Source organism: Nocardioides sp. BE266, assembly GCF_031457855.1.
GTDB lineage: Bacteria > Actinomycetota > Actinomycetes > Propionibacteriales > Nocardioidaceae > Nocardioides.
On the sequence record NZ_JAURTI010000005.1, the window covers coordinates 305,395 to 330,726 of the forward strand.

The 25,332-nt window shown below is 70.8% G+C and carries 24 protein-coding genes; 7 read left to right on the forward strand and 17 right to left on the reverse strand.

Annotated features, from left to right (window positions below; translation table 11 throughout):
- Positions 1-6 precede the first annotated feature (6 nt).
- Entirely contained in the window at positions 7-1,182 is a 1,176-nt protein-coding gene (locus J2X46_RS16900; protein ID WP_310252586.1) for a site-2 protease family protein, read from the reverse strand.
- Positions 1,183-1,261: 79 nt separating this feature from the next.
- Here J2X46_RS16900 and J2X46_RS16905 point away from each other — a divergent pair, with 79 nt between their 5' ends.
- On the forward strand, positions 1,262-2,179 hold the full coding sequence (locus tag J2X46_RS16905) for a PD-(D/E)XK nuclease family protein (protein ID WP_310252588.1): 918 nt from the start codon (positions 1,262-1,264) through the stop codon (positions 2,177-2,179).
- Positions 2,180-2,183: 4 nt separating this feature from the next.
- Here J2X46_RS16905 and J2X46_RS16910 read toward each other — a convergent pair whose 3' ends face one another.
- The 7 genes from J2X46_RS16910 to metH all read right to left on the reverse strand — a co-directional run bounded on the left by J2X46_RS16910 (position 2,184) and on the right by metH (position 12,751).
- On the reverse strand, positions 2,184-3,479 hold the full coding sequence (locus J2X46_RS16910) for an ABC transporter ATP-binding protein (protein ID WP_310252590.1): 1,296 nt from the start codon (positions 3,477-3,479) through the stop codon (positions 2,184-2,186).
- Positions 3,463-4,518, reverse strand: a complete 1,056-nt coding sequence (locus tag J2X46_RS16915) for an ABC transporter ATP-binding protein (RefSeq protein WP_310252592.1) — start codon at positions 4,516-4,518, stop codon at positions 3,463-3,465. Before J2X46_RS16915 ends, J2X46_RS16910 begins: the two co-directional genes overlap by 17 nt.
- Position 4,519: 1 nt before the next feature.
- Positions 4,520-5,464, reverse strand: a complete 945-nt coding sequence (locus tag J2X46_RS16920; protein WP_310252594.1) for an ABC transporter permease — start codon at positions 5,462-5,464, stop codon at positions 4,520-4,522.
- A complete protein-coding gene (locus J2X46_RS16925) occupies positions 5,464-6,492 on the reverse strand; it encodes an ABC transporter permease (protein ID WP_310252595.1) in 1,029 nt (342 codons plus the stop codon). The genes J2X46_RS16920 and J2X46_RS16925 overlap by 1 nt, the downstream gene beginning before the upstream one ends.
- A 69-nt stretch (positions 6,493-6,561) precedes the next feature.
- Positions 6,562-8,184 carry an ABC transporter substrate-binding protein gene (locus J2X46_RS16930; protein ID WP_310252597.1) on the reverse strand — a complete coding sequence of 541 codons (1,623 nt, stop codon included), beginning with the start codon at positions 8,182-8,184 and terminating at the stop codon, positions 6,562-6,564.
- Between the two features lie 139 nt (positions 8,185-8,323).
- Positions 8,324-8,968, reverse strand: a complete 645-nt coding sequence (locus tag J2X46_RS16935; RefSeq protein ID WP_310252599.1) for an HAD family phosphatase — start codon at positions 8,966-8,968, stop codon at positions 8,324-8,326.
- A gap of 6 nt (positions 8,969-8,974) precedes the next feature.
- Positions 8,975-12,751, reverse strand: a complete 3,777-nt coding sequence (gene metH, locus J2X46_RS16940; RefSeq protein ID WP_310252601.1) for a methionine synthase — start codon at positions 12,749-12,751, stop codon at positions 8,975-8,977.
- Positions 12,752-12,881: 130 nt separating this feature from the next.
- Between metH and J2X46_RS16945 the strand changes: the two genes are divergently transcribed.
- Complete coding sequence (locus tag J2X46_RS16945) at positions 12,882-13,727, forward strand: PAC2 family protein (protein ID WP_310252602.1); 846 nt, start codon at positions 12,882-12,884, stop codon at positions 13,725-13,727.
- A 149-nt stretch (positions 13,728-13,876) separates the two neighbouring features.
- Here the strand turns inward: J2X46_RS16945 and mshC are convergent, their stop codons facing one another.
- Genes mshC through J2X46_RS16965 form a run of 4 tightly spaced genes read right to left on the reverse strand, consistent with a single transcriptional unit; the run spans position 13,877 to position 17,235 of the window.
- Complete coding sequence (gene mshC / locus J2X46_RS16950) at positions 13,877-15,115, reverse strand: cysteine--1-D-myo-inosityl 2-amino-2-deoxy-alpha-D-glucopyranoside ligase (RefSeq protein ID WP_310252605.1); 1,239 nt, start codon at positions 15,113-15,115, stop codon at positions 13,877-13,879.
- A 24-nt stretch (positions 15,116-15,139) separates the two neighbouring features.
- Positions 15,140-15,919: an SCO1664 family protein gene (locus J2X46_RS16955; protein WP_310252607.1), complete on the reverse strand. Its 780-nt coding sequence runs from the start codon at positions 15,917-15,919 to the stop codon at positions 15,140-15,142.
- A complete protein-coding gene (locus J2X46_RS16960) occupies positions 15,909-16,493 on the reverse strand; it encodes a DUF3090 domain-containing protein (protein ID WP_310252609.1) in 585 nt (194 codons plus the stop codon). Before J2X46_RS16960 ends, J2X46_RS16955 begins: the two co-directional genes overlap by 11 nt.
- 10 nt (positions 16,494-16,503) lie before the next feature.
- Positions 16,504-17,235 (reverse strand): histidine phosphatase family protein, encoded by a 732-nt coding sequence (locus J2X46_RS16965; RefSeq protein ID WP_310252611.1) that lies wholly within the window; start codon positions 17,233-17,235, stop codon positions 16,504-16,506.
- Between the two features lie 33 nt (positions 17,236-17,268).
- On the opposite strand from J2X46_RS16965, the gene corA reads away from it, so the two are divergent.
- On the forward strand, positions 17,269-18,249 hold the full coding sequence (gene corA, locus J2X46_RS16970) for a magnesium/cobalt transporter CorA (protein WP_310252613.1): 981 nt from the start codon (positions 17,269-17,271) through the stop codon (positions 18,247-18,249).
- Entirely contained in the window at positions 18,246-19,490 is a 1,245-nt protein-coding gene (locus J2X46_RS16975; RefSeq protein WP_310252615.1) for an MFS transporter, read from the forward strand. The genes corA and J2X46_RS16975 overlap by 4 nt, the downstream gene beginning before the upstream one ends.
- Here J2X46_RS16975 and J2X46_RS16980 read toward each other — a convergent pair.
- Positions 19,456-20,277 (reverse strand): undecaprenyl-diphosphate phosphatase, encoded by an 822-nt coding sequence (locus J2X46_RS16980; RefSeq protein ID WP_397215044.1) that lies wholly within the window; start codon positions 20,275-20,277, stop codon positions 19,456-19,458. The genes J2X46_RS16975 and J2X46_RS16980 overlap by 35 nt on opposite strands.
- A 68-nt stretch (positions 20,278-20,345) precedes the next feature.
- On the opposite strand from J2X46_RS16980, the gene J2X46_RS16985 reads away from it, so the two are divergent.
- The 3 genes from J2X46_RS16985 to J2X46_RS16995 all read left to right on the forward strand — a co-directional run bounded on the left by J2X46_RS16985 (position 20,346) and on the right by J2X46_RS16995 (position 22,024).
- Positions 20,346-21,293, forward strand: a complete 948-nt coding sequence (locus J2X46_RS16985) for an aldo/keto reductase (protein WP_310252618.1) — start codon at positions 20,346-20,348, stop codon at positions 21,291-21,293.
- 16 nt (positions 21,294-21,309) lie between these two features.
- Positions 21,310-21,537 carry a DUF5703 family protein gene (locus tag J2X46_RS16990; protein WP_310252620.1) on the forward strand — a complete coding sequence of 76 codons (228 nt, stop codon included), beginning with the start codon at positions 21,310-21,312 and terminating at the stop codon, positions 21,535-21,537.
- 112 nt (positions 21,538-21,649) lie between these two features.
- On the forward strand, positions 21,650-22,024 hold the full coding sequence (locus tag J2X46_RS16995; protein WP_310252622.1) for a hypothetical protein: 375 nt from the start codon (positions 21,650-21,652) through the stop codon (positions 22,022-22,024).
- A 5-nt stretch (positions 22,025-22,029) separates the two neighbouring features.
- On the opposite strand, the gene J2X46_RS17000 is transcribed toward J2X46_RS16995, so the two are convergent.
- The 4 genes from J2X46_RS17000 to J2X46_RS17015 form a co-directional block, all read right to left on the reverse strand.
- Positions 22,030-22,494, reverse strand: a complete 465-nt coding sequence (locus J2X46_RS17000; RefSeq protein WP_310252624.1) for a DUF427 domain-containing protein — start codon at positions 22,492-22,494, stop codon at positions 22,030-22,032.
- Complete coding sequence (rpe, locus tag J2X46_RS17005; protein ID WP_310252626.1) at positions 22,491-23,156, reverse strand: ribulose-phosphate 3-epimerase; 666 nt, start codon at positions 23,154-23,156, stop codon at positions 22,491-22,493. The genes J2X46_RS17000 and rpe overlap by 4 nt, the downstream gene beginning before the upstream one ends.
- Before the next feature lie 27 nt (positions 23,157-23,183).
- Entirely contained in the window at positions 23,184-24,143 is a 960-nt protein-coding gene (ligD, locus tag J2X46_RS17010) for a non-homologous end-joining DNA ligase (protein ID WP_310252628.1), read from the reverse strand.
- A 107-nt stretch (positions 24,144-24,250) separates the two neighbouring features.
- Positions 24,251-25,231 (reverse strand): hypothetical protein, encoded by a 981-nt coding sequence (locus J2X46_RS17015; RefSeq protein WP_310252629.1) that lies wholly within the window; start codon positions 25,229-25,231, stop codon positions 24,251-24,253.
- Between the last annotated feature and the right edge of the window lie 101 nt (positions 25,232-25,332).

A 25,332-nucleotide genomic window follows, 5' to 3' on the forward strand; every position in this document is an offset into this window, starting at 1 on the left:
TTTCACTCAGCCGGCGGCGTTCTCGCGGAAGGCCCGGTCGACGTCGGCGGTGGACAGCACACCGTAGATCCGGCCGTCGTCCTCGACCAGGAGGTACTCCTCCGCAGGGCGCCGGCTGATGGCGAGGATCAGCTCCTCACCGGCGACCGTGGCGGGAAGGGTGAGCCCCTCCTCCATCGCCCGCGCGACCGTGGAGACGGCCACCCAGGGACGTCGCTCCTCCGGCATCGCGGTCACGGCGGCCTCGCTGACGATGCCCTGCGGGCGGCCGTCGGCTGAGACGGTGACGATGCTCCCGGCCTGGGCCTCCTGGGCGCGGCGCACGGCCTCGGCCAGCGGGAGGTCGCCCGGGACCGTGAGCGTACGACGCGCGAGCGGGCGTGCGACGAGAGCGGGAAGCCGCTGGCGCAGGCGCGCGTGGGCCATCGCGGCCGTCGCGCCGGTCCACAGGAACAGGCCCAGGATGAACACGAGGATCAGGTCCATGACCGCCGGCTCGACCCCGGTCAGCGGCTCCTGCACCAGCGGCCAGGCGAGGAGTGCGAGGGCAGCCACCCGCCCGCCCCACCCCGCCACGATGGTGGCGCGGTGCTGGTTGCCGGAGGCACCCCACACGATCGCCTTGAGCACGCGCCCGCCGTCGAGCGGGAGGCCCGGGACGAGGTTGAGGACACCGATGACGAGGTTGGCTGCCGCCAGGCTCCACACCGCTTCCCGGACGAGCCCCGCGGGCACCACGAACCAGAGCCCGGTCGCGACGAGCCCGACCGCGATGGAGGTGAGCGGGCCGACCACGGCGATCCAGAACTCGTGGCGTGGCCGGCGCGACTGACCGTCGATCTCGGTCATGCCGCCGAGGAAGTGGAGGGTGATCGAGGTGACGCCGTAGCCGAAGCGCTGGGCGGTGACGGCGTGCGAGGCCTCGTGGAGCAGCACGGAGAGGTAGAGCACCACGGCGAACACCAGGCCGGCGACGTACTTCCAGAAGCCGAGGCCCGGCTCCACCTGCTCGATGCGCGGCGCGAAGGTGATGGAGATCAGCAGCGCCACGATGAACCACGAGCTGGTGATCAGCACGTCGATGCCGGCGATGGACCCGATGCGCAGCGTGCCGGGCGGGCGCGGGGCGCGGCGAGTGGACTGCCCCTCGGCAGGTGGCGGACCAGGGGTGTCATCAGGCACGGTACGACCCTAACGAATGGCACCCACGCCGAGCCGCGTCGCGGGCACTGTCGTACGCCTCGCCTAGGGTGACCGCGTCATGTCGATCCCCGCTGCACCGTCTTCTCCCACCGAGCCCGCCGAGTCCCCGGCCGAGCGGATCTCCACGCCGGTGGACGGCGTGGACGTGCTCGGGGCGCTCTCGCCGAGCCGGGCCGGCGACTTCATGACCTGCCCGCTGATGTACCGCTTCCGCACCATCGACCGGCTTCCCGAGGAGCCCTCTCCCGACGCGGTGCGCGGCACCGTGGTCCACAAGGTGCTCGAGGACCTCTTCGACCTCCCAGCGCTCGACCGCACGCCCGAGCGGGCTGGCGACATGCTCGTGCCGGCGTGGGACGCGATCCTCGAGGCCGAGCCCGGTCTGGCCGAGATGTTCGGCGACGAGGGCCCCGACGTCGCGTCGTGGCTCACCTCCTGCCGCACGGTCCTCGACCGCTACTTCGACCTCGAGGACCCCCGCCGTCTCGAGCCCGCCGAGCGCGAGCTCTACGTCGAGGCCCTCCTCGACTCCAAGCTGCTCTTGCGCGGCTTCATCGACCGCATCGAGGTCGCTCCGGACGGACGGATCAGGATCAGCGACTACAAGACCGGGAAGTCGGTCCGCGAGGGCTTCGAGGCCAAGGCGCTGTTCCAGATGAAGTTCTACGCGCTCGTCATCTGGCGCCTGCGCGGGGTCGTGCCCTCGGTGCTCCAGCTGATCTACCTCGGCAACGGCGAGATCGTCCGCTACGAGCCCGACGAGGCCGACCTGCGCGCCACCGAGCGCAAGGTGGAGGCGCTGTGGGCAGCCATCCAGCTCGCCCAGCAGACCGGCGACTGGCGCCCGAGCCCGTCCAGGCTGTGCGACTGGTGCTCCTACCACCAGTTCTGCCCGACCAAGGGCGGCACCGTGCCGCCCCTGCCCGAGCGCACTCCCCCGGCCACCGACGCGTCGACCGACGAGTCCGCGGAATGAGGCCTCAGTCGTCCTCGCCGTAGAGGACGCACGCCACGTCGACGCCGCCCGCCCGACGCAGGGCCGGGTCCTCGCCGGCGTGGAACTCCACCGCGACGCCGCCACTGGTCTGGTCGATCGAGGTCACGCCCTGCCACATCGGCTCGTCGGGGTTCTCGCTCCGGATCCGGGCCAGCAGCTGGGTGGCGGCCGCCGGGTCGCCCTTGCCGAGCACCACCGACGTCGACGGCTCGTCGAGGACGTCGAGGTCGCCCAGCACACGGGACTCCTCGGCGTACACCTCGCCGCCCTGGCGCAGCCAGTGCTCCTCGAGCACGGTGCGCAGGTCGCGCGACTCCCAGCCGCAGGTCGGCGTGGCCACCGGGCACCGGGGGTGGAACGCACACCCGAGCGGCGGGCGCGCGGCGTCGGGGATCTCGCCGCGCGGCAGGTCGCGCGCGACGGGGACCGACGGGTCCGGGTTGGGGATCGCCTTGAGCAGCGCCTTGGTGTACGGGTGGCGGGGGTTGGCGAAGATCTCCTCGGTGTCGCCGATCTCCACGATCCGACCGAGGTACATGATCGCGATCCGGTCGCAGAAGAACTTCGCGCTGGCCAGGTCGTGGGTGATGTAGACGTAGCTCAGGTCGAGCTGCTGCTTCAGGTCGAGCATCAGCTGCAGGATCTTGGCCCGCACCGACATGTCGAGCATCGAGATCGGCTCGTCGGCCACCAGCACGCTCGGGCCCATGACGATCGCGCGCGCCATCACGACCCGCTGCTTCTGGCCACCCGAGAGGTCGCGGGGGTACTTGTCGAGGAACAGCTCCACGGGCGAGAGGCCGACCCGCTCGAGGGTCTCCACCACACGCGTACGACGCTCCGATGCCGACCGCATGCCCTGCACGCGCAGCGCGTCGCCGATCGCCTCCTCCACCGTCATCGCCGGGTTGAGCGCGGCGCTCGGGTCCTGGAAGACCATCTGGATGTGGCGGCGGACCTCGCGCAGCTCGCGGCGACGCATCGAGGCCACGTCACGGCCGTCGAAGACGATCTGTCCGTCTGTGGCGGGCACCAGCCCCATCAGCGCCCGTCCGAGCGTCGACTTGCCGCTTCCGCTCTCGCCGACGACGCCGACGACCTCGCCGCGGCGCAGGGTGAGGTCGACGCCGTCGACGGCCTTGACGGTGCCGCTGTCGCGACCGACCAGGCGCGAGAGGCTGCCGCCGCGCAGGCCGAAGTGGACCGACAGCCCGCGGACGTCGATCACCGTGTCGCTGCCGACCTCGGCGGGGGTGGTGGTCTCAGGCTTCGTCGGCAACGGCCAGCTCCTCCTGCTTCAGCGGCTGGGTGCCCCCGGCCGGGATCTCCGCCTCGGGACCGCGCAGCCAGCACTCCACGCGCCCGCCACCGGCCCGTTCGACGTCGATCGGGTTCTTCGTCGCGCACACCTGCATCGCGTCGGGGCAGCGCGGGTGGAAGCGGCAGCCGTCCGGCGGGTCGACGAGGTCCGGCGGGGCGCCGGGGATGAAGTCGAGACCGGTCGTGTCGAGGCTGATCGTCGACCGCAGCAGCTCGCGCGTGTAGGGGTGCTGCGGGTTGCGGAACACGTCCTCGACCCGACCCTGCTCGACGATGCGACCTGCGTACATCACCGCGACGCGGTCACAGGCCTCGGCCACGATCCCGACGTTGTGCGTGATGAGCAGCAGCGACGTGTTGAAGTTCTTGCGGAGGTCGTTGAGGATCCGCACGATCTGCGCCTCGACCAGGACGTCGAGCGCCGTGGTGGGCTCGTCGGCCACCACGAACGCCGGCCGCAGCACCAGGGCCAGCGCGATCATCAGCCGCTGCCGCATGCCACCGGAGAACTCGTGCGGGTACGACTTGTAGCGCGTGGGCGGGATGCCCATCAGGCGCAGCGCCTCGAGACCGCGACGGCGTACCTCCTCCTTGCCCAGGTCGGGTTCGTGCTGCGTGATGGTCTCCTCGAAGTGCTCGGAGATGCGCATCAGCGGGTTCAGCCGGGTCAGCGGCTCCTGGAAGATCATCCCGAGCTCGCGGCCGCGCAGGCGATAGGCCTCCTTGGGCGTCATCGACAGGACGTCCTTGCCGTTGAAGACCACCTCGCCGTCGCGCTTGGCACCCTCGGGCAGCAGCCCGATGAGACCACGCCCGAGCGTGGACTTGCCGCAGCCGGACTCCCCCACCAGGCCGAGGGTCTCCCCCGGCGCGAGGTCGAAGCTGACGCCGTCGACCGCGCGGATCGCGCCGCGGGTGGTGCCGTACCAGACGCGGACGTCGCGGGCCGAGATCACGGGCTCGGTGCTGTGGGCGTCGGACTCGTCGCGCAGCTCCATGTCAGCGCACCTCCTCGGACGTCGTCGTGCGGGCGGGCAGCACGACCGGCAGCAGCCGGCGGCGCCGCAGGGTCGGGTTCAGGGTCTCGTTGAGCCCCTCGCCGACCAGCGTCAGGCCGGTCACCAGCAGCACGATGGCGAGGCCCGGGTAGAGACCGGTCCACCACACGCCGGATCCGGCGTCGGCGAGCGCGCGGTTGAGGTCGTGGCCCCACTCGGCGGCGTCGGTCGACTGGATGCCGAGGCCGAGGAAGCCGAGTCCGGCGAGGGTCAGGATCGCGTCGGCGGCATTGAGGGTGGCCAGCACCGGGACGCTCTGCACGACGTTGCCGAAGAGGTAGCGCCGCATCACGACGCCGTCGGTGGCACCGATGGCGCGCGCCGCCTCGACGTAGGTCGCCTCCTTGGCGCTGACGGTCGTGTTGCGGACCACGCGAAAGTACTGCGGGATGTAGATCGCGGTCAGCGACAGCGCCACCGCGATCACGCTGCCACCGATGATCCCGGTCAGCAGGAACGAGAAGACGATCGCCAGCAGGAACGACGGGAACGCGAAGATCGCGTCCATGACCAGCACCAGGATCCGGTCGGGCCAGCCGCCGAAGTAGCCGGAGACCAGGCCGAGCGGCACCCCGATCACCACGCAGAACAGGATCGAGAGCACCACGACCAGGATCGCCGTACGCGCTCCCCACACCACGCGGGAGAAGACATCGAAGAAGAGCCGGTCGGTGCCGAACCAGTGGGTGCCGCTGGGTGCGCCGACCTTGGGGAAGCGGGCGCCGTCGACGGACGACTGCGCGAAGCCGTAGGGCGCCAGCCACGGCGCGAAGATCGCGCACACCACGAAGACCGCGGTCAGCACGACGCCGATCACCAGCATCCAGCGGGCCAGGCCCACCGTGTCGGTGAAGGGCTTGGCGATGAGCTTCAGGACGCCACGCATCAGTACCTCACTCGGGGGTCGACGAGGGCGTTGACGATGTCGACCAGCAGGCTGATCAGCACCACGGCGACGGCGAAGATCGTGATGATCCCCTGCACCGCGCCGTAGTCGCGGTCGTTGATGTACTTCACCAGCTCGTTGCCCAGGCCCGGCCAGTTGAAGGTCGACTCGGTGAGCACCGCACCGCCGAGCAGCAGCGCGAACTGGAGGCCGACGACCGTGATGACCGGCACGAGGGCGTTGCGGAAGGCGTGCTTGCGGGTGACCTTGCTCGGCGAGATGCCCCGCGCCTCGGCCGCCTCGACGTAGTCGGACTGCATCGTCTGCAGGATGTTGACGCGCACCAGCCGGATGAACACCCCGCAGATCAGCAGCCCGAGGGTCGCCGCGGGCAGCAGGAGGTGCTTCAGCACGTCGGTGATCGCGGTGCCGTCACCGCTGAAGAACACGTCGATCAGCAGGATGTGGGTCTTGGGCTCGACGGTGAAGACGGTGATCGGGCTGGCCATGCCGGAGGTGGGCAGGCCGAGCGGCTGCGCGACGTAGACCTGCAGCAGGAAGCCGATGAAGAAGATCGGCGCGGCATAGCTGAGGATGCCGAAGAAGCGGATCAGCACGTCGGCGACCGAGTCGCGGTAGCGCCCGGCGAGGAGGCCGAGCGGGATGCCGACCACCAGCGCGATGGCGAATGCGGCCAGGGTCAGGCTCAGCGTCGCCCCGCCCTTGTCCCGTACGACGTGCAGGACGGGCTGGTTGTCGCTGAAGGTCGTGCCGAAGTCGAGCCGCATCACCGCGGAGAGGTACTCCCAGTACTGCTCGATCAGCGGGCGGTTGAAGCCGAGGGCCTGGCGTCGCTGCTCGAGCGCGTCGGCGTTGAGCTTGCCGCCGAGCGCCGCGGACACCGGGTCACCGGGGGCGACCCGCAGGACGACGAAGACGAGGGTGAGGATCACCCAGATCATCGGGATGACCAGCAGGACGCGCTGGAGGATGTAGCGCGGGAGTGATCCGGAACCGGAACGTGACATGTGCTGCTCTCCACGCAGGCGCCGCGGGGAGCAGCCCTCTCGGGCTGCACCCCACGGCCGCTGCGTTGGTCAGGAGCTCTTGCTGACGAGCCAGAAGCGGAAGATGAACGCCGGGTCGAGCGTGTCCTCCACGCCCTCCATCCCAGCACCGTAGACGCCGGTGTTCTGGCCCACCCACGACGGGATGAACGGGACGTCCTCGGCCGCGAGGTCCTGGAGCTTGCCGAAGGCCTCCTCGCGCGTGGCCTGGTCGTCGGTGCCCTGCTCCTCGTCGACGAGCTTGTTGGCCTCGTCGCTCTGGTAGCCGTTCTGGAAGAACCCGCCGTCGACCATGAAGGGCGACAGGTAGTCGTCGGTGTCGGGGTAGTCCGGGAACCAGCCGAGGATCCAGAGGTCGTAGGCGCCCTCCTTGTAGATCGTCTGGTACTGCTCCCACTCGGTGCTCTTGAGCGTCACGTTGAACAGGCCGCTCTCGTCGAGCTGGCGCTTGAGCTCGTTGGCCTCGTCCTCGGTGCTGGGCCCGTAGTGGGTGGGCGTCCAGCCGACGGTCAGGTCGACGGGGGTCTTGATGCCCGCGTCCGCGAGGATCTGCTTGGCCTTGGCGGGGTCGGGGTCGCCGTACTTCTCCTGGAAGGCGTCCTTCTGGCCGGCGTAGCCGGGCGGGACGATGGAGTACAGCGGGTCGACGGTGCCGTCGTAGGCGTCCTGGGCGATCGCCTCGCGGTCGATCACCTGGGCGGCAGCCTGGCGGATCGCCTTCTGCTTGCCGACTGGGCCGTCGACCTTCCAGGTCCAGTAACGGATCTCCGAGCCCTTGCCGGTGGCGACGGTGACCGCGTCGTTGTTCTGCAGGTCGGCGATGTCGGTCGGGCTGAGGCTGCGCCACGCGACGTCGACCTCACCGTTCTCGGCGGCGAGCTTGAGCGCGGACGGCTCGGAGTAGTACTTCACGAAGACCTGCTCGGACGTGCCGACGTTCTCACCGGTGTACTGGTCGTTGATCTCCAGCACGGCCTGCTCGCCTGCCTTGTACTGGCTCAGCTTGTAGGGGCCGGACCCGATGATCTCCTCGTCGGCGAGCTTCTCGTCGGCGGGGAAGACGTCCTCGTCGACGATCGCGGCCGCACCCGGGTAGGTGAGGACGTACTGGAACGTCGTGTCGGGCTTGTTGAGGTGGAAGACGACGGTGGTGTCGTCGGGGGTCTCGATCGCGCCCTCGTCGAGGGTGACCAAGCCGTCCTTGTCGGTGCTGGTGATGCTGCCGAGCAGGTAGATCGCGGCACCGTTCGGGTCCTGGATCTGGATGGACCGCTCGAAGCTGTACTTCACGTCGGACGACGTCAGGTCGTCGCCGTTGGAGAACTTCAGCCCGGACTTGAGCGTGCACGTCAGGGTCTGCGGGTCGTCGTAGTCGCACGACTCGGCGGCGTCGCCGACGATCTCCGAGGAGTTCGCGGGGACGGTCAGCAGGTTCTGGTAGAGGTTGTACTCCAGCGTCGACGAGCCGAGGTCGTAGGACCCGGCCGGGTCGAGCGCGGTCACCGAGTCGGTGGTGCCGAGGATCCAGGGTGCGCCTCCGCCACCGGAGCCACCACCGCCGTCGCCGTCGTCCGAGTCACCGCCGCCACAGGCGGCCAGGCTTCCGGCGAGCAGTGCGACTGCCCCCAGCCGGACGAGATTCTGTCGACGCATGTTTCCTCCGCTCTCCGTCCGGAAGCCGGACGTCGGTGTTCGCTCCGGTCTGGGAACGTACTCCGCGAGGGTGAGCCACGCCACTCTGATCCCGGAGCGTCGCCGATCCGTGACCAAAAGGATGCCGGGCGGCGACCGATCAGCGTGTGGTGAGCGTGCGCAGGCCGTCGGTGTCGAGGCCGCTGAGGGTGTCCGCGAACACGCGCCCCTCCCCCTCCAGCATCGGCACGTGGTTGGGCACGCACAGCACCGTGCAGCCGGCCGCGACGGCCGACTTGGCGCCGGTGTTGGAGTCCTCGATCGCCACGCACTCCTCGGGCGCGAGTCCCAGCTCGGCGGCGGCGGTGAGGTACGGCTCGGGGTGCGGCTTGCCGAACTCGACGCGGTCGCCGGTCACCACGCTCGCGAAGGTGCCGGCGCGCATCTGCGCCAGGATCGGGTCGACGAAGCGCTGCCACGACATGGTCACGAGCGCGCAGGGCACGCCCTGCGCGTTGAGGTCCTCGAGGAGCTCGCGCGCGCCCGGCCGCCACGGGATGTGGTCCTCGACCCGGGCCACCACGCCGTCGAGCAGCTCGTCGACGATCTGCTGCGGGGTGCGGTCGATGTCCATGTGGACGCGGATGTAGTCACCGGAGTCGAGCAGCGCCTTGCCGACCAGGTTGAGGGCGTGCTCCTCCGACCAGGTGCCGCCGTACTTCTCGGCCATCTCGAACTCGGTGGCGATCCAGTAGGGCTCGGTGTCGACGAGCGTGCCATCCATGTCCCAGAGCACTGCCTTCACGTGGACTCAGTCCTCCGGGTCGTAGCCGAGGTTGGGCGAGAGCCACCGCTCCGCCTCCGCGAGGGTCCAGCCCTTGCGCTCGGCGTAGTCGGCGACCTGGTCGCGGTTGAGGCGGCCCACCACGAAGTACTGCGACTGCGGGTGGGAGTAGTAGAAGCCGCTCACCGACGCACCGGGCCACATGGCCATCGACTCAGTGAGCTTGATGCCGGTGTGCTCCTCGACGTCGAGCAGCTCCCAGAGGGTCTGCTTCTCGGTGTGCTCGGGGCACGCGGGATAGCCGGGGGCCGGGCGGATGCCGTCGTACTGCTCCTTGATCAACCCGACGTTGTCGAGCTGCTCGTCGGGCGCGTAGCCCCACAGCTCCTTGCGGACCCGCTCGTGCAGCCGCTCGGCGAAGGCCTCGGCGAGCCGGTCGGCCAGCGACTCGAGCAGGATCGCGTTGTAGTCGTCGAGCTGCTCGCGGAACGCCTCGACCCGTTCGGTCACCCCGTCCCCCGCGGTGACCGCGAAGGCACCGACGTGGTCGCGCAGGCCGCTCTCCTTGGGCGCGACGTAGTCGGCCAGCGACCGGTTGGGTACGCCGTCGCGGTGCTCGCCCTGCTGCCGCAGGTGGTGGAGGGTGGTGTGGACGTTGGTCCGGTCACCGTCGAGGTAGAGCTCGACGGAGTCGCCGACGCTGTTGGCCGGGAAGAAGCCGACCACGCCGTGCGCGCGGATCCACTTCTCCTCGATCAGCTGGTCGAGCATCGCCTGCGCGTCGTCGTACAGCTTGCGGGCGGCGGGGCCCGAGCTCGGGTTGTTGAGGATGTCGGGGAACGCGCCCTTCATCTCCCAGGCGTTGAAGAACGGCTGCCAGTCGATGTACTTGCGCAGCGTGCTGAGGTCGTGGTCGCGGAGCACCCGGACGTGCTGGGTGACCTGCGTGCCGATGACCGGCGAGACCGTGTGGTCCTGCTGGAGCAGCATGTGCGGCTTCGGCGGCTGGTAGCCGCTCCAGTCGATCGGCGTCGCGTTGGCGCGGGCCTGCTCGAGCGGGACCATCGGGCGGTCGTGCTTGGCAGCGTGGCGCGTGCGCAGCGAGTCGAAGTCGGCCTGGACGTCCTTCATCAGCTGCTCGCGCTGCGTCGGGTTGAGCAGCGAGGCGGCGGTGGGCACCGAGCGTGAGGCGTCCTTCACCCACACCACGGGGCCGTCGTACTTCTGGTCGATCTTGACCGCGGTGTGGGCGCGCGAGGTGGTGGCACCACCGATCAGCAGCGGGATGTCGAGGCCCAGGCGCTGCATCTCCGAGGCGAAGTTGACCATCTCGTCGAGCGAGGGCGTGATCAGGCCGGAGAGGCCGATGATGTCGGCGCCGTGCTCCTGCGCCGCGTCGAGGATCTTCTGCGCCGGCACCATCACGCCGAGGTCGATGACCTCGTAGTTGTTGCACTGGAGCACCACACCGACGATGTTCTTGCCGATGTCGTGGACGTCGCCCTTCACGGTCGCCATGACGATGGTGCCGTTGGTGTCCTTCTGCTCGGCGAGCGAGGGGTCGTTCGCCTTCTCCTCCTCGATGAAGGGGATCAGGTAGGCGACGGCCTTCTTCATCACGCGAGCGCTCTTGACCACCTGCGGCAGGAACATCTTGCCGTCGCCGAACAGGTCGCCGACGACGTTCATGCCGTCCATCAGCGGGCCCTCGATCACCTCGATCGGGCGGCCGCCGGCCTCCGCGATCTCGGTGCGGAGCGCCTCGGTGTCGGCCTCGACGTGGGCGTCGATGCCCTTCACCAGCGCGTGGGTGATGCGCTCGCGCAGCGGCAGCGCGCGCCACTCGTCCTCGGACTCCTCGACCGCGTCGGCGGCGACGTTGAAGCGCTCGGCGATCTCGAGCAGCCGCTCGGCGGCGTCGTGCCGCCGGTTGAGCACGACGTCCTCGATGCGCTCGCGCAGCTCGGCGTCGACCTCGTCGTAGACGACCAGCGCGCCGGCGTTGACGATGCCCATGTCGAGGCCCGCGCGGATCGCGTGGAAGAGGAAGACCGCGTGGATCGCCTCGCGCACCGGGTTGTTGCCGCGGAAGGAGAACGACACGTTGGAGATGCCGCCGCTGACCTTGGCGCCGGGCAGGTTCTGCTTGATCCAGCGGGTGGCCTCGATGAAGTCCTGGCCGTAGGCGGCGTGCTCCTCGATGCCGGTCGCGACGGCGAAGACGTTGGGGTCGAAGATGATGTCCTCGGGCGGGAAGCCGACCTCGTCCACCAGGATCCGGTAGGCCCGCTCGCAGATCGCCTTGCGCCGCTCGAGGTTGTCGGCCTGGCCGTCCTCGTCGAAGGCCATCACGACCACGGCAGCGCCGTACTTGCGACACAGGCGGGCGTGCGCGCGGAAGGGCTCCTCCCCCTCCTTCATGGAGATGGAGTTGACGATCGCCTTGCCCTGCACGCACTTCAGGCCGGCCTCGATGACGTCCCACTTCGAGGAGTCGACCATCACGGGGACGCGGCTGATGTCTGGCTCGGCGGCGATGAGCTTGAGGAAGCGGTCCATCGCGGCGATGCCGTCGATCATGCCCTCGTCCATGTTGACGTCGATGACCTGCGCGCCCGCCTCGACCTGCTGCGCGGCGACGCTCAGGGCGGTGTCGTAGTCGCCGTCCTTGATCAGCTTGCGGAAGCGGGCCGAGCCGGTGATGTTGGTGCGCTCACCGACGTTGACGAACAGGCTCTCCTCGGTGATCGTCAGCGGCTCGAGGCCGGAGAGACGCATGACCGGCTGGTGCTCCGAGGGCGTACGCCGCTCCTTGCCCTCCACGGCCGCGGCGATCGCGGCGATGTGGTCGGGCGTCGTGCCGCAGCAGCCGCCGACCAGGTTGAGGAAGCCGGCCTCGGCGAACTCGGCCAGCACCGCGGCCGTCTGGTCCGGGGTCTCGTCGTACTCGCCGAAGGCATTGGGCAGGCCGGCGTTGGGGTAGGCAGAGACGAAGGAGTCGGCGAGCCGCGAGAGCTCGGCGACGTAGGGGCGCATCTCGCGCGCGCCGAGGGCGCAGTTGAGGCCGACCGCCAGCGGACGCGCGTGGCGTACGGAGTCCCAGAAGGCCTCGGTCACCTGCCCGGAGAGGGTGCGGCCGGAGGCGTCGGTGATGGTGCCGGAGATGATCACCGGCCAGCGGCGGTCGTGCTCCTCGAAGAGCGTCTCGACCGCGAAGATCGCGGCCTTCGCGTTGAGGGTGTCGAAGATCGTCTCGATCATCAGCAGGTCGGCGCCGCCGTCGACCAGGCCCCGGGCGGCGACGAGGTAGGCGTCGGCGAGCTGGTCGAAGGAGACGTTGCGCGCGCCCGGGTCGTTGACGTCGGGCGAGATCGAGGCGGTGCGGGTGGTCGGGCCGAGGGCGCCGGCGACCCAGCGCGGCCGGTCGTCGCTCGCCACGGCGTCAGCGGCCGCACGGGCGAGGCGGGCCGACTCGTAGTTGAGCTCGTAGGCGAGCTCCTCGAGGCCGTAGTCGGCCAGCGACACGGCGTTGGCGTTGAAGGTGTTGGTCTCGATGATGTCGGCGCCGGCCCGGAGGTACTCCTCGTGGATGGTCCGGATGATCTGCGGCTGGGTGATCGTGAGCAGGTCGTTGTTGCCGACCAGGTCGCTGGGGTGGTCGGCGAAGCGCTCGCCGCGGTAGCCGGCCTCGTCGGGCCGGTCGCGCTGGATGGCCGTGCCCATCGCACCGTCCAGCACCATGATCCGCTCGCTCATGATCGCCGTGAGGGCGTCGGTGGCGTCAGGGCGGTGCTGCGGATTCACAGGTCTCGGCCTATCTCTCGGTGGCGGAAAGCCAGCCTAGGAACGTCGTCCGCGTGCTGGACGCGGTTTCCACATCGTGGCACCGGCGGACCTGACGCACGAAATCACGACTGCTGGCTAGTCTGGTGCGGTGATCGAGTTCGACGACGTGCAGGATCTCGTGTCCCCGGTGGTGATCGCCGCCTTCGAGGGCTGGAACGACGCCGCTGACGCGGCCTCCGGCCTGGTCGACCACCTGATGGAGCAGTGGAAGGCCGACGTCATCGGCGCCGTGGACCCCGAGGAGTTCTACGACTTCCAGGTCAACCGTCCCATCGTGGGCACCGACGCCAACGGTCACCGCCGCCTCACCTGGCCCACCACGCGGATCGCCGTCGCGCGGCCCGCCGAGCTCGACCGCGACGTGATCCTGGTCCGCGGCATCGAGCCGAACATGAAGTGGCGGCAGTTCTGCGCCGAGCTCCTCGCCGCCTGCGACGACCTCGGGGCCGAGCTGGTGGTGACGCTGGGCGCGCTGCTCGCCGACACCCCACACACGCGCCCGATCCCGGTCACCGGCAGCGCCAGCGAGCCCGAGCTGGTGGACCGGCTGAACCTCGAGCAGTCCAGCTATGAGGGTCCGACCGGCATCGTCGGCGTCTTCAACGACGCGTGCACCCACCTCGACATCCCCGCGGTGTCGTACTGGGCCGCGGTGCCCCACTACGTCGCCCAGCCGCCCTGCCCCAAGGCCACCCTCGCCCTCCTCGGCCAGCTCGAGGAGCTGCTCCAGGCCCCGATGCCGCTCGGCGACCTGCCCGACGACTCCAAGGCGTGGGAGCGCGGGGTCGACGAGCTCGCCGCCGAGGACGAGGACGTCGCCGACTACGTCCGCGCCCTCGAGGAGACCCGCGACACCGCCGACCTCCCCGAGGCCTCCGGCGAGGCCATCGCCCGCGAGTTCGAGCGCTACCTCAAGCGCCGCGACACCGACTGACCGTCGTTCGGGCGGTGGTCCACCCACATTCTGGGCCGTCCGAACGTAGGTCGACCACCGCCCACCAGCGCGGCGTACACCGGTGAGCGGTGAGTGACGCAGGTACTGGGCGCCGGGAAGGTGTCCACGCACCGCCCGAGTGGGGTACGTCAGAGGGAGAGGCCGAGGGCGGCGTCGAGGAGGCGGTGGATGGTCGTCGCGGCCTCGTGGTCGGTCGTGTCGGCCAGGCCGGTGGTGCCGAGGGTGGCCTCGACCCATTCCTGGACCGCGGCGACGGCGGTCGGAGCGTCGAGGTCGTCGGCCAGCGCGGCCAGGACGCGCTCGACCACCGGAGCGGCGTCGGCGCCGTAGCCGAGGGCCAGGGCACGTCGCCAGTCGGCGAGGGTGTCGACGGCGTCCCAGAGCTGGGCGTCGGTCCACTCCCAGTCGCTGCGGTAGTGGTGGCGCAGCAGCACGAGGCGGATCGCCATCGGGTCGACGTCGCTCATCCGCAGCGCCGAGACGAAGACCAGGTTGCCCTTGGACTTCGACATCTTCTCGCCGTCGTAGGCGACCATCCCGGCGTGGGCGTAGGCGCGCGCGAACTTCTCGCCCGGGTGCGCCACCTGGCCGTGGCCGGCCGACATCTCGTGGTGCGGGAAGACCAGGTCGCTGCCGCCGCCCTGGACGTCGAAGGCGGTGCCGAGGTGGTCGAGCGCGATCGCGGTGCACTCGATGTGCCAGCCGGGGCGCCCCGGCCCGAACGGGCTCTCCCACGACGGCTCACCGGGCCGCTCGGCACGCCACAGCAGGCAGTCGAGCGGATCCTTCTTGCCCTCGCGGTCGGGGTCGCCGCCGCGCTCGGGGAAGATCGTGAGCATCGTGTCCCGGTCGAAGCCCGAGACGGAGCCGAACGCGTCGTCGGCGGTGACGGAGAAGTAGAGGTCGTCCTCGACGCGGTAGACCGCACCGGCCTCCTCGAGCCGCTGGATCAGCTCGATGACCTGCGGGATCGACTCGACGGCGCCGATGTAGTGCTCCGGCGGCAGGACCCGCAGCGCCTCCATGTCGTCGCGGAACAGCTGCGTCTCGCGCTCGGCGAGCTCGACCCAGTCGACCTTGACCTTCTCGGCGCGCTCGAGCAGCGGGTCGTCGACGTCGGTGACGTTCTGGACGTAGGTCACGTCGTGGCCGGCGTTGCGCCAGGCCCGGTTGAGCAGGTCGAAGGCGACGTAGGTGGCCGCGTGGCCCATGTGGGTGGCGTCGTAGGGCGTGATGCCGCAGACGTACATCCGCGCCGGGCCCTCGGGACGGGTCTCGACGAGCCCGTTGCTCGCGGTGTCGTGCACCCGCACCGCGGGGCCCGTCACGGGGAGTCGGGGAACGTCGGGCGACGACCAGGAACGCATGCGCCGCAGCCTATCGGTGGGGCCTCAAAAGGGTGGCCATGGGATGACCGGGTACGCCGAGGTGGCGGGAGGCGGAAACGTGCCGTCGGACAGCAGCCGGCGGAGCCGTCGCGCGGTCACCACGACCTCGTCGTGGGTGAGCAGGTCGGCGAGGGTGGCGCCGAGCTCGCCGTCGAGGGCGGAGGACAGGCGGTGGAGGCCCTCGGCCTCCTCGTCGGTGATCGGCTCGCCGACGAACCCCCAGAGCACCGTGCGCAGCTTGTGCTCGACGTGGAAGGTGAGGCCGTGGTCGACGCCGTGGCGGTGGCCGTCGGCCATCGGGAGCACGTGGCCGCCCTTGCGGTCGGCGTTGTTGACGACCACGTCGAAGAGCGCCATCCGGCGCAGCTGCGGTGAGTCCTCGTGGACCAGCGAGACCGGCTGGTCGTGCGCGTCGAGGCCGTCGAAGACGTGGCGGAAGCCGTCGGGCACCTCGCCCTCGCCCACGATGTCGACCGGTGACTGGTCGTCCACCTCGTCGCGCCACAGCTGCACCATCCCCGGCCCGTGCGGCCCGTCGCGCAGGACGGTGGTCGGGACGATGTCCCAGCCCAGCGCCTCGGAGACGGCGTACGCACCGACCTCGCGCGCCGCGAGGGTGCCGTCGGGGAAGTCCCAGAGCGGTCGTTCGCCCGCGATGGGCTTGTAGACCACGCGGACGCCGTCGACCTCGCCGACGAAGGTCGCGTTGGAGGCAGGAAGCACCCGACCGTGCAGCGTCAGCTCACCGGCCGGGACGACCGGGCGGAGCTCGTCAGGGATCACGGCGCCGGAAGCCGTTGGCCCGCACGCACAGGTGGCCGTCCGGGTCGATCGGCTCGCCGCAGAACGGGCAGTCGGGCCGACCGGCACCGATCACGGAGCGCGAGCGCTCCACGAAGGAGCGGGCCGCCGCGGCGGTGATCCGGACCAGGAAGATCTCCTCCGGCTCCGGCTCGAGGAGGTCCTCGAGGTCCTCCTGGAGCTGCTCGGGCGAGACCACGGCCGCCTCGGTGAAGGGGAAGACCTCGATCACGACGCGCTCGTCGGCGCTGTCCCACGACAGCGTCATCGTGCCGGCGCGGAACTCCTCCTCGATCGGCTGCTCGAGCGGCTGGTTGTCGGTGAGGTCGCGCGGGGCGATCGCCGGGATGAGCAGGTCGTCGCCGGCCGCGCCCATCAGCTCGTCGAGGAGCTCGTCGATGCGCTCGGCGAGCGCGGAGACCTGCTGCTTCTCCAGCGACACGCTGATCAGCCGGGTGCCCTCGCGCGCCTGGAGGAAGAAGGTGCGCTGACCGGGCTCGCCAACGGTCCCGGACACGAAGCGCTCGGGCGGGTCGAAGCGGTGCACGACGGGCATGTCACTCACCCTAGGACCTCCCTGTCTGCGGCCCTGTCTGCGCCCCGGGGCCTGCTCCCCCACCCACCTCGGCATCCCCGGACCGGCGCCGCCGGGTCTTCGCCGGGGGCGTCAGCCAGGAGAGGTCGCCGGCGTGGGTGTTGGTGCCGAGGACGAACGGTCGGCTCTCGCCGTAGCGGATGATCGAGACCGACGCGGGGTCGACGTGGATGCGCTGGAAGAGGTCGAGGTGCGTGCCGAGCGCGTCGGCGAGGATCGACTTGATCAGGTCGCCGTGGCTGACGGCCAACCACACGGCGCCGTCCCCGTGCTCCGCGGTGACCCGGGCGTCGTGCCGCCGGATCGCGGCGACCGCCCGGTCCTGCATCGCGCGCATCGACTCGCCGCCGGGGAAGGTGACCGCGGACGGCTGCGCCTGGACGGTCTTCCAGAGCTTCTCCTTGGCCAGCTCCTTGATCGTCCGGCCCTGCCACTCGCCGTAGTCGCACTCGGAGAGCTGCTTGTCTGTGCCGGCGCGCAGTGACTGCGCCTGGCGCGAGGTGATCTCCTTCGCGGTCTCCTTGCAGCGCTCGAGCGGGCTGGTGACCGCGGCCGAGAGGCGTACGCCGGCGAGCCGGTCGCCCACGGCGATCGCCTGCGTCACCCCGGTCTCGTCGAGGTGCACCCCGGGCGTGCGACCGGCGAGGACGCCGGCGGTGTTGGCCGAGGAACGACCGTGTCGGACGAGGATGACGGTTGCCATGGAACCGCAGGTTAGTGGGACTAGCCTGATCGCGTGATCGTCGACAACGCCCTCTACCACCGGGGGAAGCGGGTCCCACTGGGCGGCGGGGACGACCAGAGCCTCGGCGCGGCGCGCGTCCCGTGCGACCCGGGCGACTTCCAGTGGATCGGCATCCACGACCCCAGTCCCGACGAGCTCGACCTGATCGCGCGCACCTTCGGCCTGCACCCGCTGGCCGTCGAGGACGCCGGCGACTCCCACCAGCGGCCGAAGCTCGAGCGCTACGACGACACGCTCTTCCTGGTGCTCAAGACCCTCTGGTACGTCGACGAGGAGGACGCGGTCGAGACCGGTGAGATCAACATGTTCGTCGGCCGTGACTTCGTGGTGACCGTGCGCCACGGCAAGGGCATCGACCTCGCGAACTCCCGGCGCGACCTCGAGAAGCGCGCGCAGGTGCTCGAGCACGGCCCGATGGCGGTCCTCTACGCGATCTGCGACCGCGTCGTCGACGAGTACGAGAAGGTCGGCGCCGCCCTCGAGGAGGACGTCGACGAGGTGGAGGAGTCGGTCTTCTCCCCCGCCCGCACCAACGACTCGACGCGCATCTACGTCCTCAAGCGCGAGATCGCGGAGGTACGCCGCGCGGTGCTGCCACTGCGCGAGCCGATGCGGAAGTTCGCGATGGGCGTGCACCCGGACATCTCCGCGGAGACGGCGACCTACTTCCGCGACGTCGCCGACCACCTCCAGAGAGTCGCCGAGGTCATCGACAGCCTCGACCAGCTGCTGTCCACCGCCTTCGACGCCCACCTCGCGCGGATCTCGGTCCAGCAGAACGAGGACATGCGCAAGATCTCGGCGGGCGCCGCGCTGGTCGTCGTACCCACCCTGGTGGCGGGCGTCTACGGCATGAACTTCGACCACATGCCCGAGCTGCACTGGACCTACGGCTACCCGTTCGCCCTGCTGCTGATGGCGGGGATGGTGGTCGCGCTGTTCACCTGGTTCAAGAAGTCCGGGTGGCTGTGAGCGATCCCGCTCCCACGCGGTCGGCTCCCCCTGCCTGGCGGGTGGTCTGGTGGTTCGGCTTCGTCAGCCTGGCCGCCGACATGGTCTACGAGGGCGCACGGTCGGTCTACGGACCGCTCCTGGCCGCCCTCGGCGCCTCGGCGGTCGTCGTCGGCCTGGTCACCGGCGCCGGCGAGGCCGTGGCGCTCGTGCTGCGCCTGGCCTTCGGTCCGATCGCCGACCGCACGGGGCGCTACTGGTCGCTGACGATCATCGGCTACGGCCTCACGGCCGTCTGCGTGTCGCTGTTGGCGCTGTCGCCGCGCCTCGGTGGTGCGGGCATCGCGTTCGCCGCGACGATGATCCTGCTGGAGCGGCTCGGCAAGGCGATCCGGTCCCCCTCGAAGTCCGCGCTGCTGGCGCACGTCGCCGCCGCCGTCGGGCGCGGACGCGGGTTCGGCGTGCACAAGGCCCTCGACCAGGTGGGTGCCTTCTCGGGCCCGCTCCTCGTCGCCGGCGTCGTCGCGGTCGCCTCGATCTGGTGGGGCATGGCCGTGCTGGCCGTCCCCGGCGCGATCGCGATGGTGCTGCTCCTCACCCTGCGGCGCCGCGTCCCCGACCCCGGTGTGTACGACGACGCCCCCGCGGCGGCTGCCGATCCGGGCGAGCGCCGCGGCTGGTGGGCCGAGGCCGTCGGCGCCGGACTCTCGGGCGACTTCTTCCGCTACGCGTTCGCCGCCTCCCTCACCACCGGCGCCCTCGTGACGTTCGGGATCATCGGCTACCACCTCACCGTCGAGGGCCTCGTGCCCGTCGCCGCGGTGCCGGTGGTCTACGCGGCGGCGATGGCGGTCGAGGCGCTGGCCGCGCTGCTCGTCGGGTCGGTCTACGACCGCACCGGCACCCGCGTCCTGCTGGTCGTGCCCGTGCTGGTGGCCGTCGTGCCGGCGCTGGCACTCGGGTCGGCCCTCGCGGCCGCCCTCGTCGGCGTGGTGGCGTGGGGCTTCGCGCAGGGTGTGCAGGACTCGACGATCAAGGCGGTCGTCGCCGACCTCGTGGAGGGACCGCGACGCGCGACCGCCTACGGCGTGTTCGCAGGGATCCAGGGGATGTTCGCGATCGTCGGTGGCGTCGCGGCCGGTTGGCTCTACGAGCGGTCCCTGCTCGCCCTCGTGGTCGTCGTGGCCGTCACGCAGGCGCTGGCGCTGGGACTGCTGGTCGACACCTTCAGGCGGTCAGCACGCCTGCGCCGAGCAGGATGAGCGTCGCTGCGCCGAGCACGATCCGGTAGATCACGAACGGCGTGTAGGACCGCGTGCTGACGTAGCGCAGCAGCCAGGCGATGGCGGCGTATCCGACCACGAAGGACACCACGGTGCCGACGGCCGTCGGTCCCCAACCGAAGTCGTTGTGGCCGTTGGGGATGTCCTTGAGCTCGAACAGGCCGGCGCCGACGACGGCCGGGATGGCGAGCAGGAAGGCGAAGCGGGTGGCGGCCTCGCGCTCGAGCCCGAGGAACCGGCCGGCCGAGATCGTCGCGCCCGACCGGGAGACGCCGGGGATGAGGGCGAGCGCCTGCGCACCGCCCATCACGACGGCGTCCTTGAGGGTGATCTTGCTCTGGCCGCGGTCGGTGCGACCGACACGGTCGGCGATGCCGAGGACGATGCCCAGCACGATCAGCGTGCAGCCGATGATCCACAGGTTGCGGAAGTCGCGCTCGATGACGTCCTTGAGGAGCACGCCGAGCACCACGATCGGCAGCGAGCCGACGATGATGTACCACCCCATCCGCGAGTCGAGCGTGCCGCGGAACTCCGGCTGGAAGAGCGAGCGCACCCAGGCACTGCCGATGCGCCAGATGTCCTTGCGGAAGTAGATGAGCACCGCGAGCTCGGTGCCGATCTGGATGACCGCCGTGAACGCCGCTCCCGGGTCGCCCCAGCCGAACAGCTCGGGGAAGATCCGCAGGTGCGCGCTGCTGGAGATCGGCAGGAACTCGGTGAGCCCCTGGATGACACCGAGGACCACGGCCTTGAGGAGATCGATCACAGGGCAGGAGCCTACGGGCGCGTCCCTGCACCGAACCTGACGGGCCCGTGGCTACTCTCACCTGCATGCAGCAGCGTTTGCTCGGCGCCACCGGCCTGAAGGTCTCCCGCCTCGGCCTGGGCACCATGACGTGGGGCCGCGACACCGACGAGCACGAGGCCCGTGACCAGCTGATCTCCTTCGCCGAGGCCGGCGGCACGCTCGTCGACACCGCGGCCGGGTACGGCGACGGGGCGAGCGAGGAGCTGATCGGCACGCTCATCGGCGACGTGGTCGCGCGCGACGAGATCGTGCTGGCGACCAAGGCCGGCATCTCGCGTCGTACGGGCGAGCGGGTCACCGACACCTCGCGCGGCACGCTGCTGTCCACGCTCGACGCCTCGCTCAAGCGGCTCGGGGTCGACCACGTCGACCTGTGGCAGGTGCACGTGTGGACCGACGAGACGCCCGTCGAGGAGACGCTCTCGGCCCTCGACCTCGCCGTGTCCTCCGGGCGCGCGTCCTACGTCGGCATCTCCAACTACACCGGCTGGCAGACCGCCCAGGCCGCGACCTGGCAGCGCGCCGTCCCGGGCCGCACCCCCCTGGCCTCGACGCAGGTCGAGTACTCCCTGCTCAACCGTCAGGTCGAGCACGAGGTCGTGCCTGCGGCGCACGCGCTCGGACTCGGGATCCTGCCGTGGTCGCCGCTCGGGCGCGGCGTCCTCACCGGCAAGTACCGCACCGGTACGCCGTCCGACTCGCGCGCCGCGACAGAGCACTTCGCCCGATTCGTCGGTGCCTACCTCGACGACCGCGGCCGCGGCATCGTGGAGGCGGTCGCTCGCGCCGCCGACGGCCTCGGTTGGTCGCCGCTGGAGGTCTCGCTGGTGTGGGTGCGCGACCGGCCCGGCGTCACCTCGCCCATCGTGGGCGCCCGCACCGCCGCCCAGCTCAAGGGTGCGCTCGGGGTCGAGGAGCTCACGCTTCCTGCGGAGATCGTCGACGCGCTCGACGACGTGTCGGCAGACTGAGAGCAGGAGGTAGTCGATGGCCCGGATCCAGCGTCGTCCACCCGCACGCGGTGTCGAGTGGGAGTTCGAGACGCTCGTGCTGCCCAAGGACTTCTCCCGCAACGTCGTCACCCGGATGCTCGTCGAGCGCGCGGAGCACGGCGGCTGGGAGCTGGACCGGCTGCGGATCGGCAACGACGGCAAGCGGCGCGTGGTGCTGCGTCGCAAGATCATCCGGCAGCGGCTGACCCTCTTCGCCGGCTGACGCTCCACCCGAGGGGCAGTCGGATGGGGTGCGGACCCCATGTCGCTCCGCTCCCCCGGGTGCTCGACTCGAGGTGACGGGGTCGAGCGACCCCGGTGAGGGGACGACCGCGATGCCCATCCGACGCAAGCACAGGACCGAGCTCGGGATCATGGAGCTCGCCGTCGACCCGGCCGACGTCGACCGGCGGACCTATCCCGTCACGATCCGGCTCTCCCGCCCGCTGACGGACTGGGAGGTCGCCGGGCTGGCGGCCGTGGAGCCCGGGCTGCACGCCGTCGGGGACGCCATCGTCGTACCCGACGCGCGGCTCGACGACGTGGCCCGCGAGCGCGACGCGTGGAACGCCCGTCTCGAGCGCGCCCAGTCCCTGGCAGACGAGCTGGAGGGCGAGAGCTGGGTCGCCGACCACCGCCGCGTCGACCGGCAGAGCCGCCACGGCTCGCACCTGCGCAGCCAGCAGGCCGACGACCGCGGCCTGCACTGACCGGGCTACCAGCCGGACGTGCCCGGGGAGCCCTTGAACGGGCCGGTCACCCGCGAGGTGATCCAGCCGCCGTAGAAGCTGCCGGGCTGCGGCTGCACGACCTCACCGTCCACCGTGCACGCGTCGACGCGGCCCGGGTAGAGCGCGACGTGGTCGAGGAGCGCCTCGAAGCCCTTCGACGGGTCGGGATACGTCCACGCCACGGCCCGGACGACGTCGTCGCCGACGACGAGGTCGAGGTAGGCCGCCTGGCCCTTCCACTCGCACCACGACGCTCCCTCGGTGGGCCGCAGCACGCCCTCGGCGAACGACGAGACGGGCAGGTAGTACGTCGGCGGGTGGCTGGTCTCCAGCACCCGCACGCTCGCGGTGGTGTCGGCGACGACCACGCCGCCGTGCGTGACCACCACGTGCTCGCTGCTGGCCTCGACCCGCGGCGGTCGGGGGTAGTCCCACACCGACTCGGTCATGACGCGACTGCCGCCTCGGCGCGCTCGCGGAGCGCGGTCACCATGGCGTCCGGGTCGTCGGCGGAGTAGACCGCGGAGCCCGCGACGAAGACGTCGGCGCCGGCCTCGGCGCAGCGCTCGATGGTCTCCAGCGACACCCCGCCGTCGACCTGGAGCCAGGTCTCGACGTCGTGCTTGCGCATCAGCTCGCGGGCGGTGCGGATCTTGGGCAGGCAGAGGTCGAGGAACTTCTGGCCGCCGAAGCCCGGCTCGACGGTCATGATCAGCAGCATGTCGAGCTCGGGCAGCAGTGCCTCGTAGGGCTCGATCGGCGTCGCCGGCTTGAGCGCCATCGAAGCGCGGGCGCCCTGGGCGCGGATCTCGCGCGCCAGCCGCACGGGCGCCTTGGCGGCCTCGGCGTGGAACGTCACCGACCCGCAGCCCGCCTCGGCGTACGCCGGTGCCCACCGGTCGGCGTCCTCGATCATCAGGTGCACGTCGATCGGCTGTGACGCGTGGCGGCTGAGCGCCTCGATCACCGGCAGCCCGAGCGTCAGGTTCGGCACGAAGTGGTTGTCCATCACGTCGACGTGCACCCAGTCGGCGCTGGGGATCCGGGCCACCTCGTCGGCCAGGCGCGAGAGGTCGGCGTTGAGGATGCTCGGAGTGATCTGGATGCCCACGGGGACGATCCTAGGGAGTCGCCGGCGCTACTGCTCCTCGGGCTCCGGCGGCACGTCCTCACCCTCGGCCTCGTCGCGGTCGGCCCATGCCAGGAGCGGGGCGATGTCGAAGGGGTGGCCGTCGATGTCGGCGTGCAGGTCGCCGAGGTCGGCGTAGCGGTCCGGCATCGTGAAGATGGTGAAGTCGTCGGGCGTGCAGCCGTCGACCTCGTCCCACCGGACCGGCGCCGAGACGCGGGCGTTCGGCACACCGCGCACGGAGTACGCCGCCGCGATCGTGTGGTCGCGGGCGTTCTGGTTGTAGTCGACGAACAGCTGCGCCGGGTCGCGGTCCTTGCGCCACCACGCGGTGGTCACCTCTCCCCCGGCCCGTCGCTCCACCTCGCGCGCGAACGCCAGCGCGCCGCGTCGTACGTCCTGGAAGCCGTGGTCGGGCGGGATCCGGACGTAGATGTGCAGTCCCGAGCCGCCGCTGGTCTTGGGGAAGCCCACGGCGCCCAGCTCGTCGAGCACCTCGTGGGCGACGTGGGCCACGCGCTGGACGGTGGCCCACTCGCACTCGGGACCGGGATCGAGGTCGATGCGCCACTCGTCGGGCTTCTCGGTGTCGGAGCGCCGGCTGTTCCACGGGTGGAACTCCACCGTCGACATCTGCACGGCCCAGATGACGCTGCCGAGCTCGGTCACGCACAGCTCGTCGGCCGTGCGCTTCCACCGCGGGAAGAACAGCTGCACCGTCTCGACCCAGTCGGGGGCGCCTGCCGGCAGCCGCTTCTGGTGCACCTTGTCGCCCGCCAGCCCCTTCGGGAAGCGGTGCAGCATGCACGGGCGCTCGAACAGCGCGTTGACGATGCCGTCCCCGACCGACAGGTAGTACTCGACCAGGTCGAGCTTGGTCGCGCCGCTCTCCGGGAAGTAGACGCGGTCGGGGTTCGTCACCTTCACGACGCGGTCGTCGACCTCGATCTCGGTGAAGGGCGACGCCATGTCAAGGAGCCTAGCCGGACGCGACGCAGTCGCGCCCGGCGTGGCGAACGAGGTCGAGTAGCCCCGCGGCCGAGGCACGAGGGCGCGTCAGGGCGTATCGAGACCGACTACTTCTCTGTGGGAGTCGTGGGCTCGACGGTCGGCGCGACCGTGACGGTCACGGCGTCGGACCAGCCCTCGTCGGCGTACTGGCTCTCGGGACGGTGCCAGCGGAACTCGGTGGTCTCGGTGACGGGTACGTCGACGTGGACCAGGCCGTCGGCGCCGGCGAGCGCCGGGCCGCCGACCGCCTTCCAGGCGCCGCCGGGAGCGCGGGACTCGAGCACGAGCGGGTCGCCGGTGACCCGGGACCGCGCGTCGGTGACGCGACCCGTGATCGTGACGGTGTCGCCGGCGTCGGCCTTCTGGCCATCGACCGTCAGGGACGTGGTGAGCGCGATGCCCTCGAAGTCGAAGGTCGAGTCACCGCCCTGCACCGCGTCGAGGTTGAAGGCGCCGCCGTCGCAGCCGAACCCGCTCACGACCAGGCCCTTGCCGTCACCGTGGGCAGCCGCGAACTCCGCAGGGGTCGCGGTGCCGCCCGGTCCGAGGGGGGCGTGCGAGGTGAGGTCGACGAGCGACCAGTCGTAGGTGAGGGCGCTGGCCGACACCTGCTGCCAACCACCGCTGGGCACCGACAGCGTCGTGCGGCCCAGCCAGGCCGCACCGGCAGGCGCGTCGGGCGTGATCACGAGGACGTACGACGCCCCGGTGCTGCCGCCGGTGGACGCCACGGAGAAGGACGACCCGACCGAGGCGAGCGAGTCGAACCAGACGACGGGTCCCGACGCGGTGCCACCACCGGCGGGAACGAGCCCCAGCGAGCGGCGACCCATCGGCGCGGCGAACGGACCCAGGTTGAGGCGGGACGCAGGGGCGGTGCCCGGGCTGAAGAGGCTGGTGCAGTCGACGTAGGTCAGGTAGACCGCGGCATCACCTGTGGCGGGCCCGGTCAGGGTCTGGACCCCGTCGGCGTGCGCGGGGGCCACCGCCAGCGCGCTGAGCAGCGCGGCCGCTCCGACCGTCACGAGCGTGGACCGCAACCGCATGCTTCGTCTTCTCTCCCCGTCGCACGGCGCACCCCTCCGGCGCACCGTGCTGGATCCCATCATGCGCGGGTACGCCAACGTTGGGAACAGGTGACGCGGAC

Excerpts from the sequence above, each read along its gene's own strand:
- J2X46_RS17000 (WP_310252624.1), bottom strand. The coding sequence starts at position 22,494 with ATGACCGAGTCGGTGTGGGACTACCCCCGACCGCCGCGGGTCGAGGCC.
- J2X46_RS16995 (WP_310252622.1), top strand. The coding sequence starts at position 21,650 with ATGCCCATCCGACGCAAGCACAGGACCGAGCTCGGGATCATGGAGCTC.
- J2X46_RS16915 (WP_310252592.1), bottom strand. The coding sequence starts at position 4,518 with ATGGAGCTGCGCGACGAGTCCGACGCCCACAGCACCGAGCCCGTGATC.
- J2X46_RS17015 (WP_310252629.1), bottom strand. The coding sequence starts at position 25,231 with ATGCGGTTGCGGTCCACGCTCGTGACGGTCGGAGCGGCCGCGCTGCTC.
- J2X46_RS16920 (WP_310252594.1), bottom strand. The coding sequence starts at position 5,464 with ATGCGTGGCGTCCTGAAGCTCATCGCCAAGCCCTTCACCGACACGGTG.
- J2X46_RS16965 (WP_310252611.1), bottom strand. The coding sequence starts at position 17,235 with ATGGCAACCGTCATCCTCGTCCGACACGGTCGTTCCTCGGCCAACACC.
- J2X46_RS16960 (WP_310252609.1), bottom strand. The coding sequence starts at position 16,493 with ATGCCCGTCGTGCACCGCTTCGACCCGCCCGAGCGCTTCGTGTCCGGG.
- J2X46_RS16985 (WP_310252618.1), top strand. The coding sequence starts at position 20,346 with ATGCAGCAGCGTTTGCTCGGCGCCACCGGCCTGAAGGTCTCCCGCCTC.
- J2X46_RS16925 (WP_310252595.1), bottom strand. The coding sequence starts at position 6,492 with ATGTCACGTTCCGGTTCCGGATCACTCCCGCGCTACATCCTCCAGCGC.
- J2X46_RS16905 (WP_310252588.1), top strand. The coding sequence starts at position 1,262 with ATGTCGATCCCCGCTGCACCGTCTTCTCCCACCGAGCCCGCCGAGTCC.
- ligD (WP_310252628.1), bottom strand. The coding sequence starts at position 24,143 with ATGGCGTCGCCCTTCACCGAGATCGAGGTCGACGACCGCGTCGTGAAG.
- J2X46_RS16990 (WP_310252620.1), top strand. The coding sequence starts at position 21,310 with ATGGCCCGGATCCAGCGTCGTCCACCCGCACGCGGTGTCGAGTGGGAG.
- mshC (WP_310252605.1), bottom strand. The coding sequence starts at position 15,115 with ATGCGTTCCTGGTCGTCGCCCGACGTTCCCCGACTCCCCGTGACGGGC.
- J2X46_RS16930 (WP_310252597.1), bottom strand. The coding sequence starts at position 8,184 with ATGCGTCGACAGAATCTCGTCCGGCTGGGGGCAGTCGCACTGCTCGCC.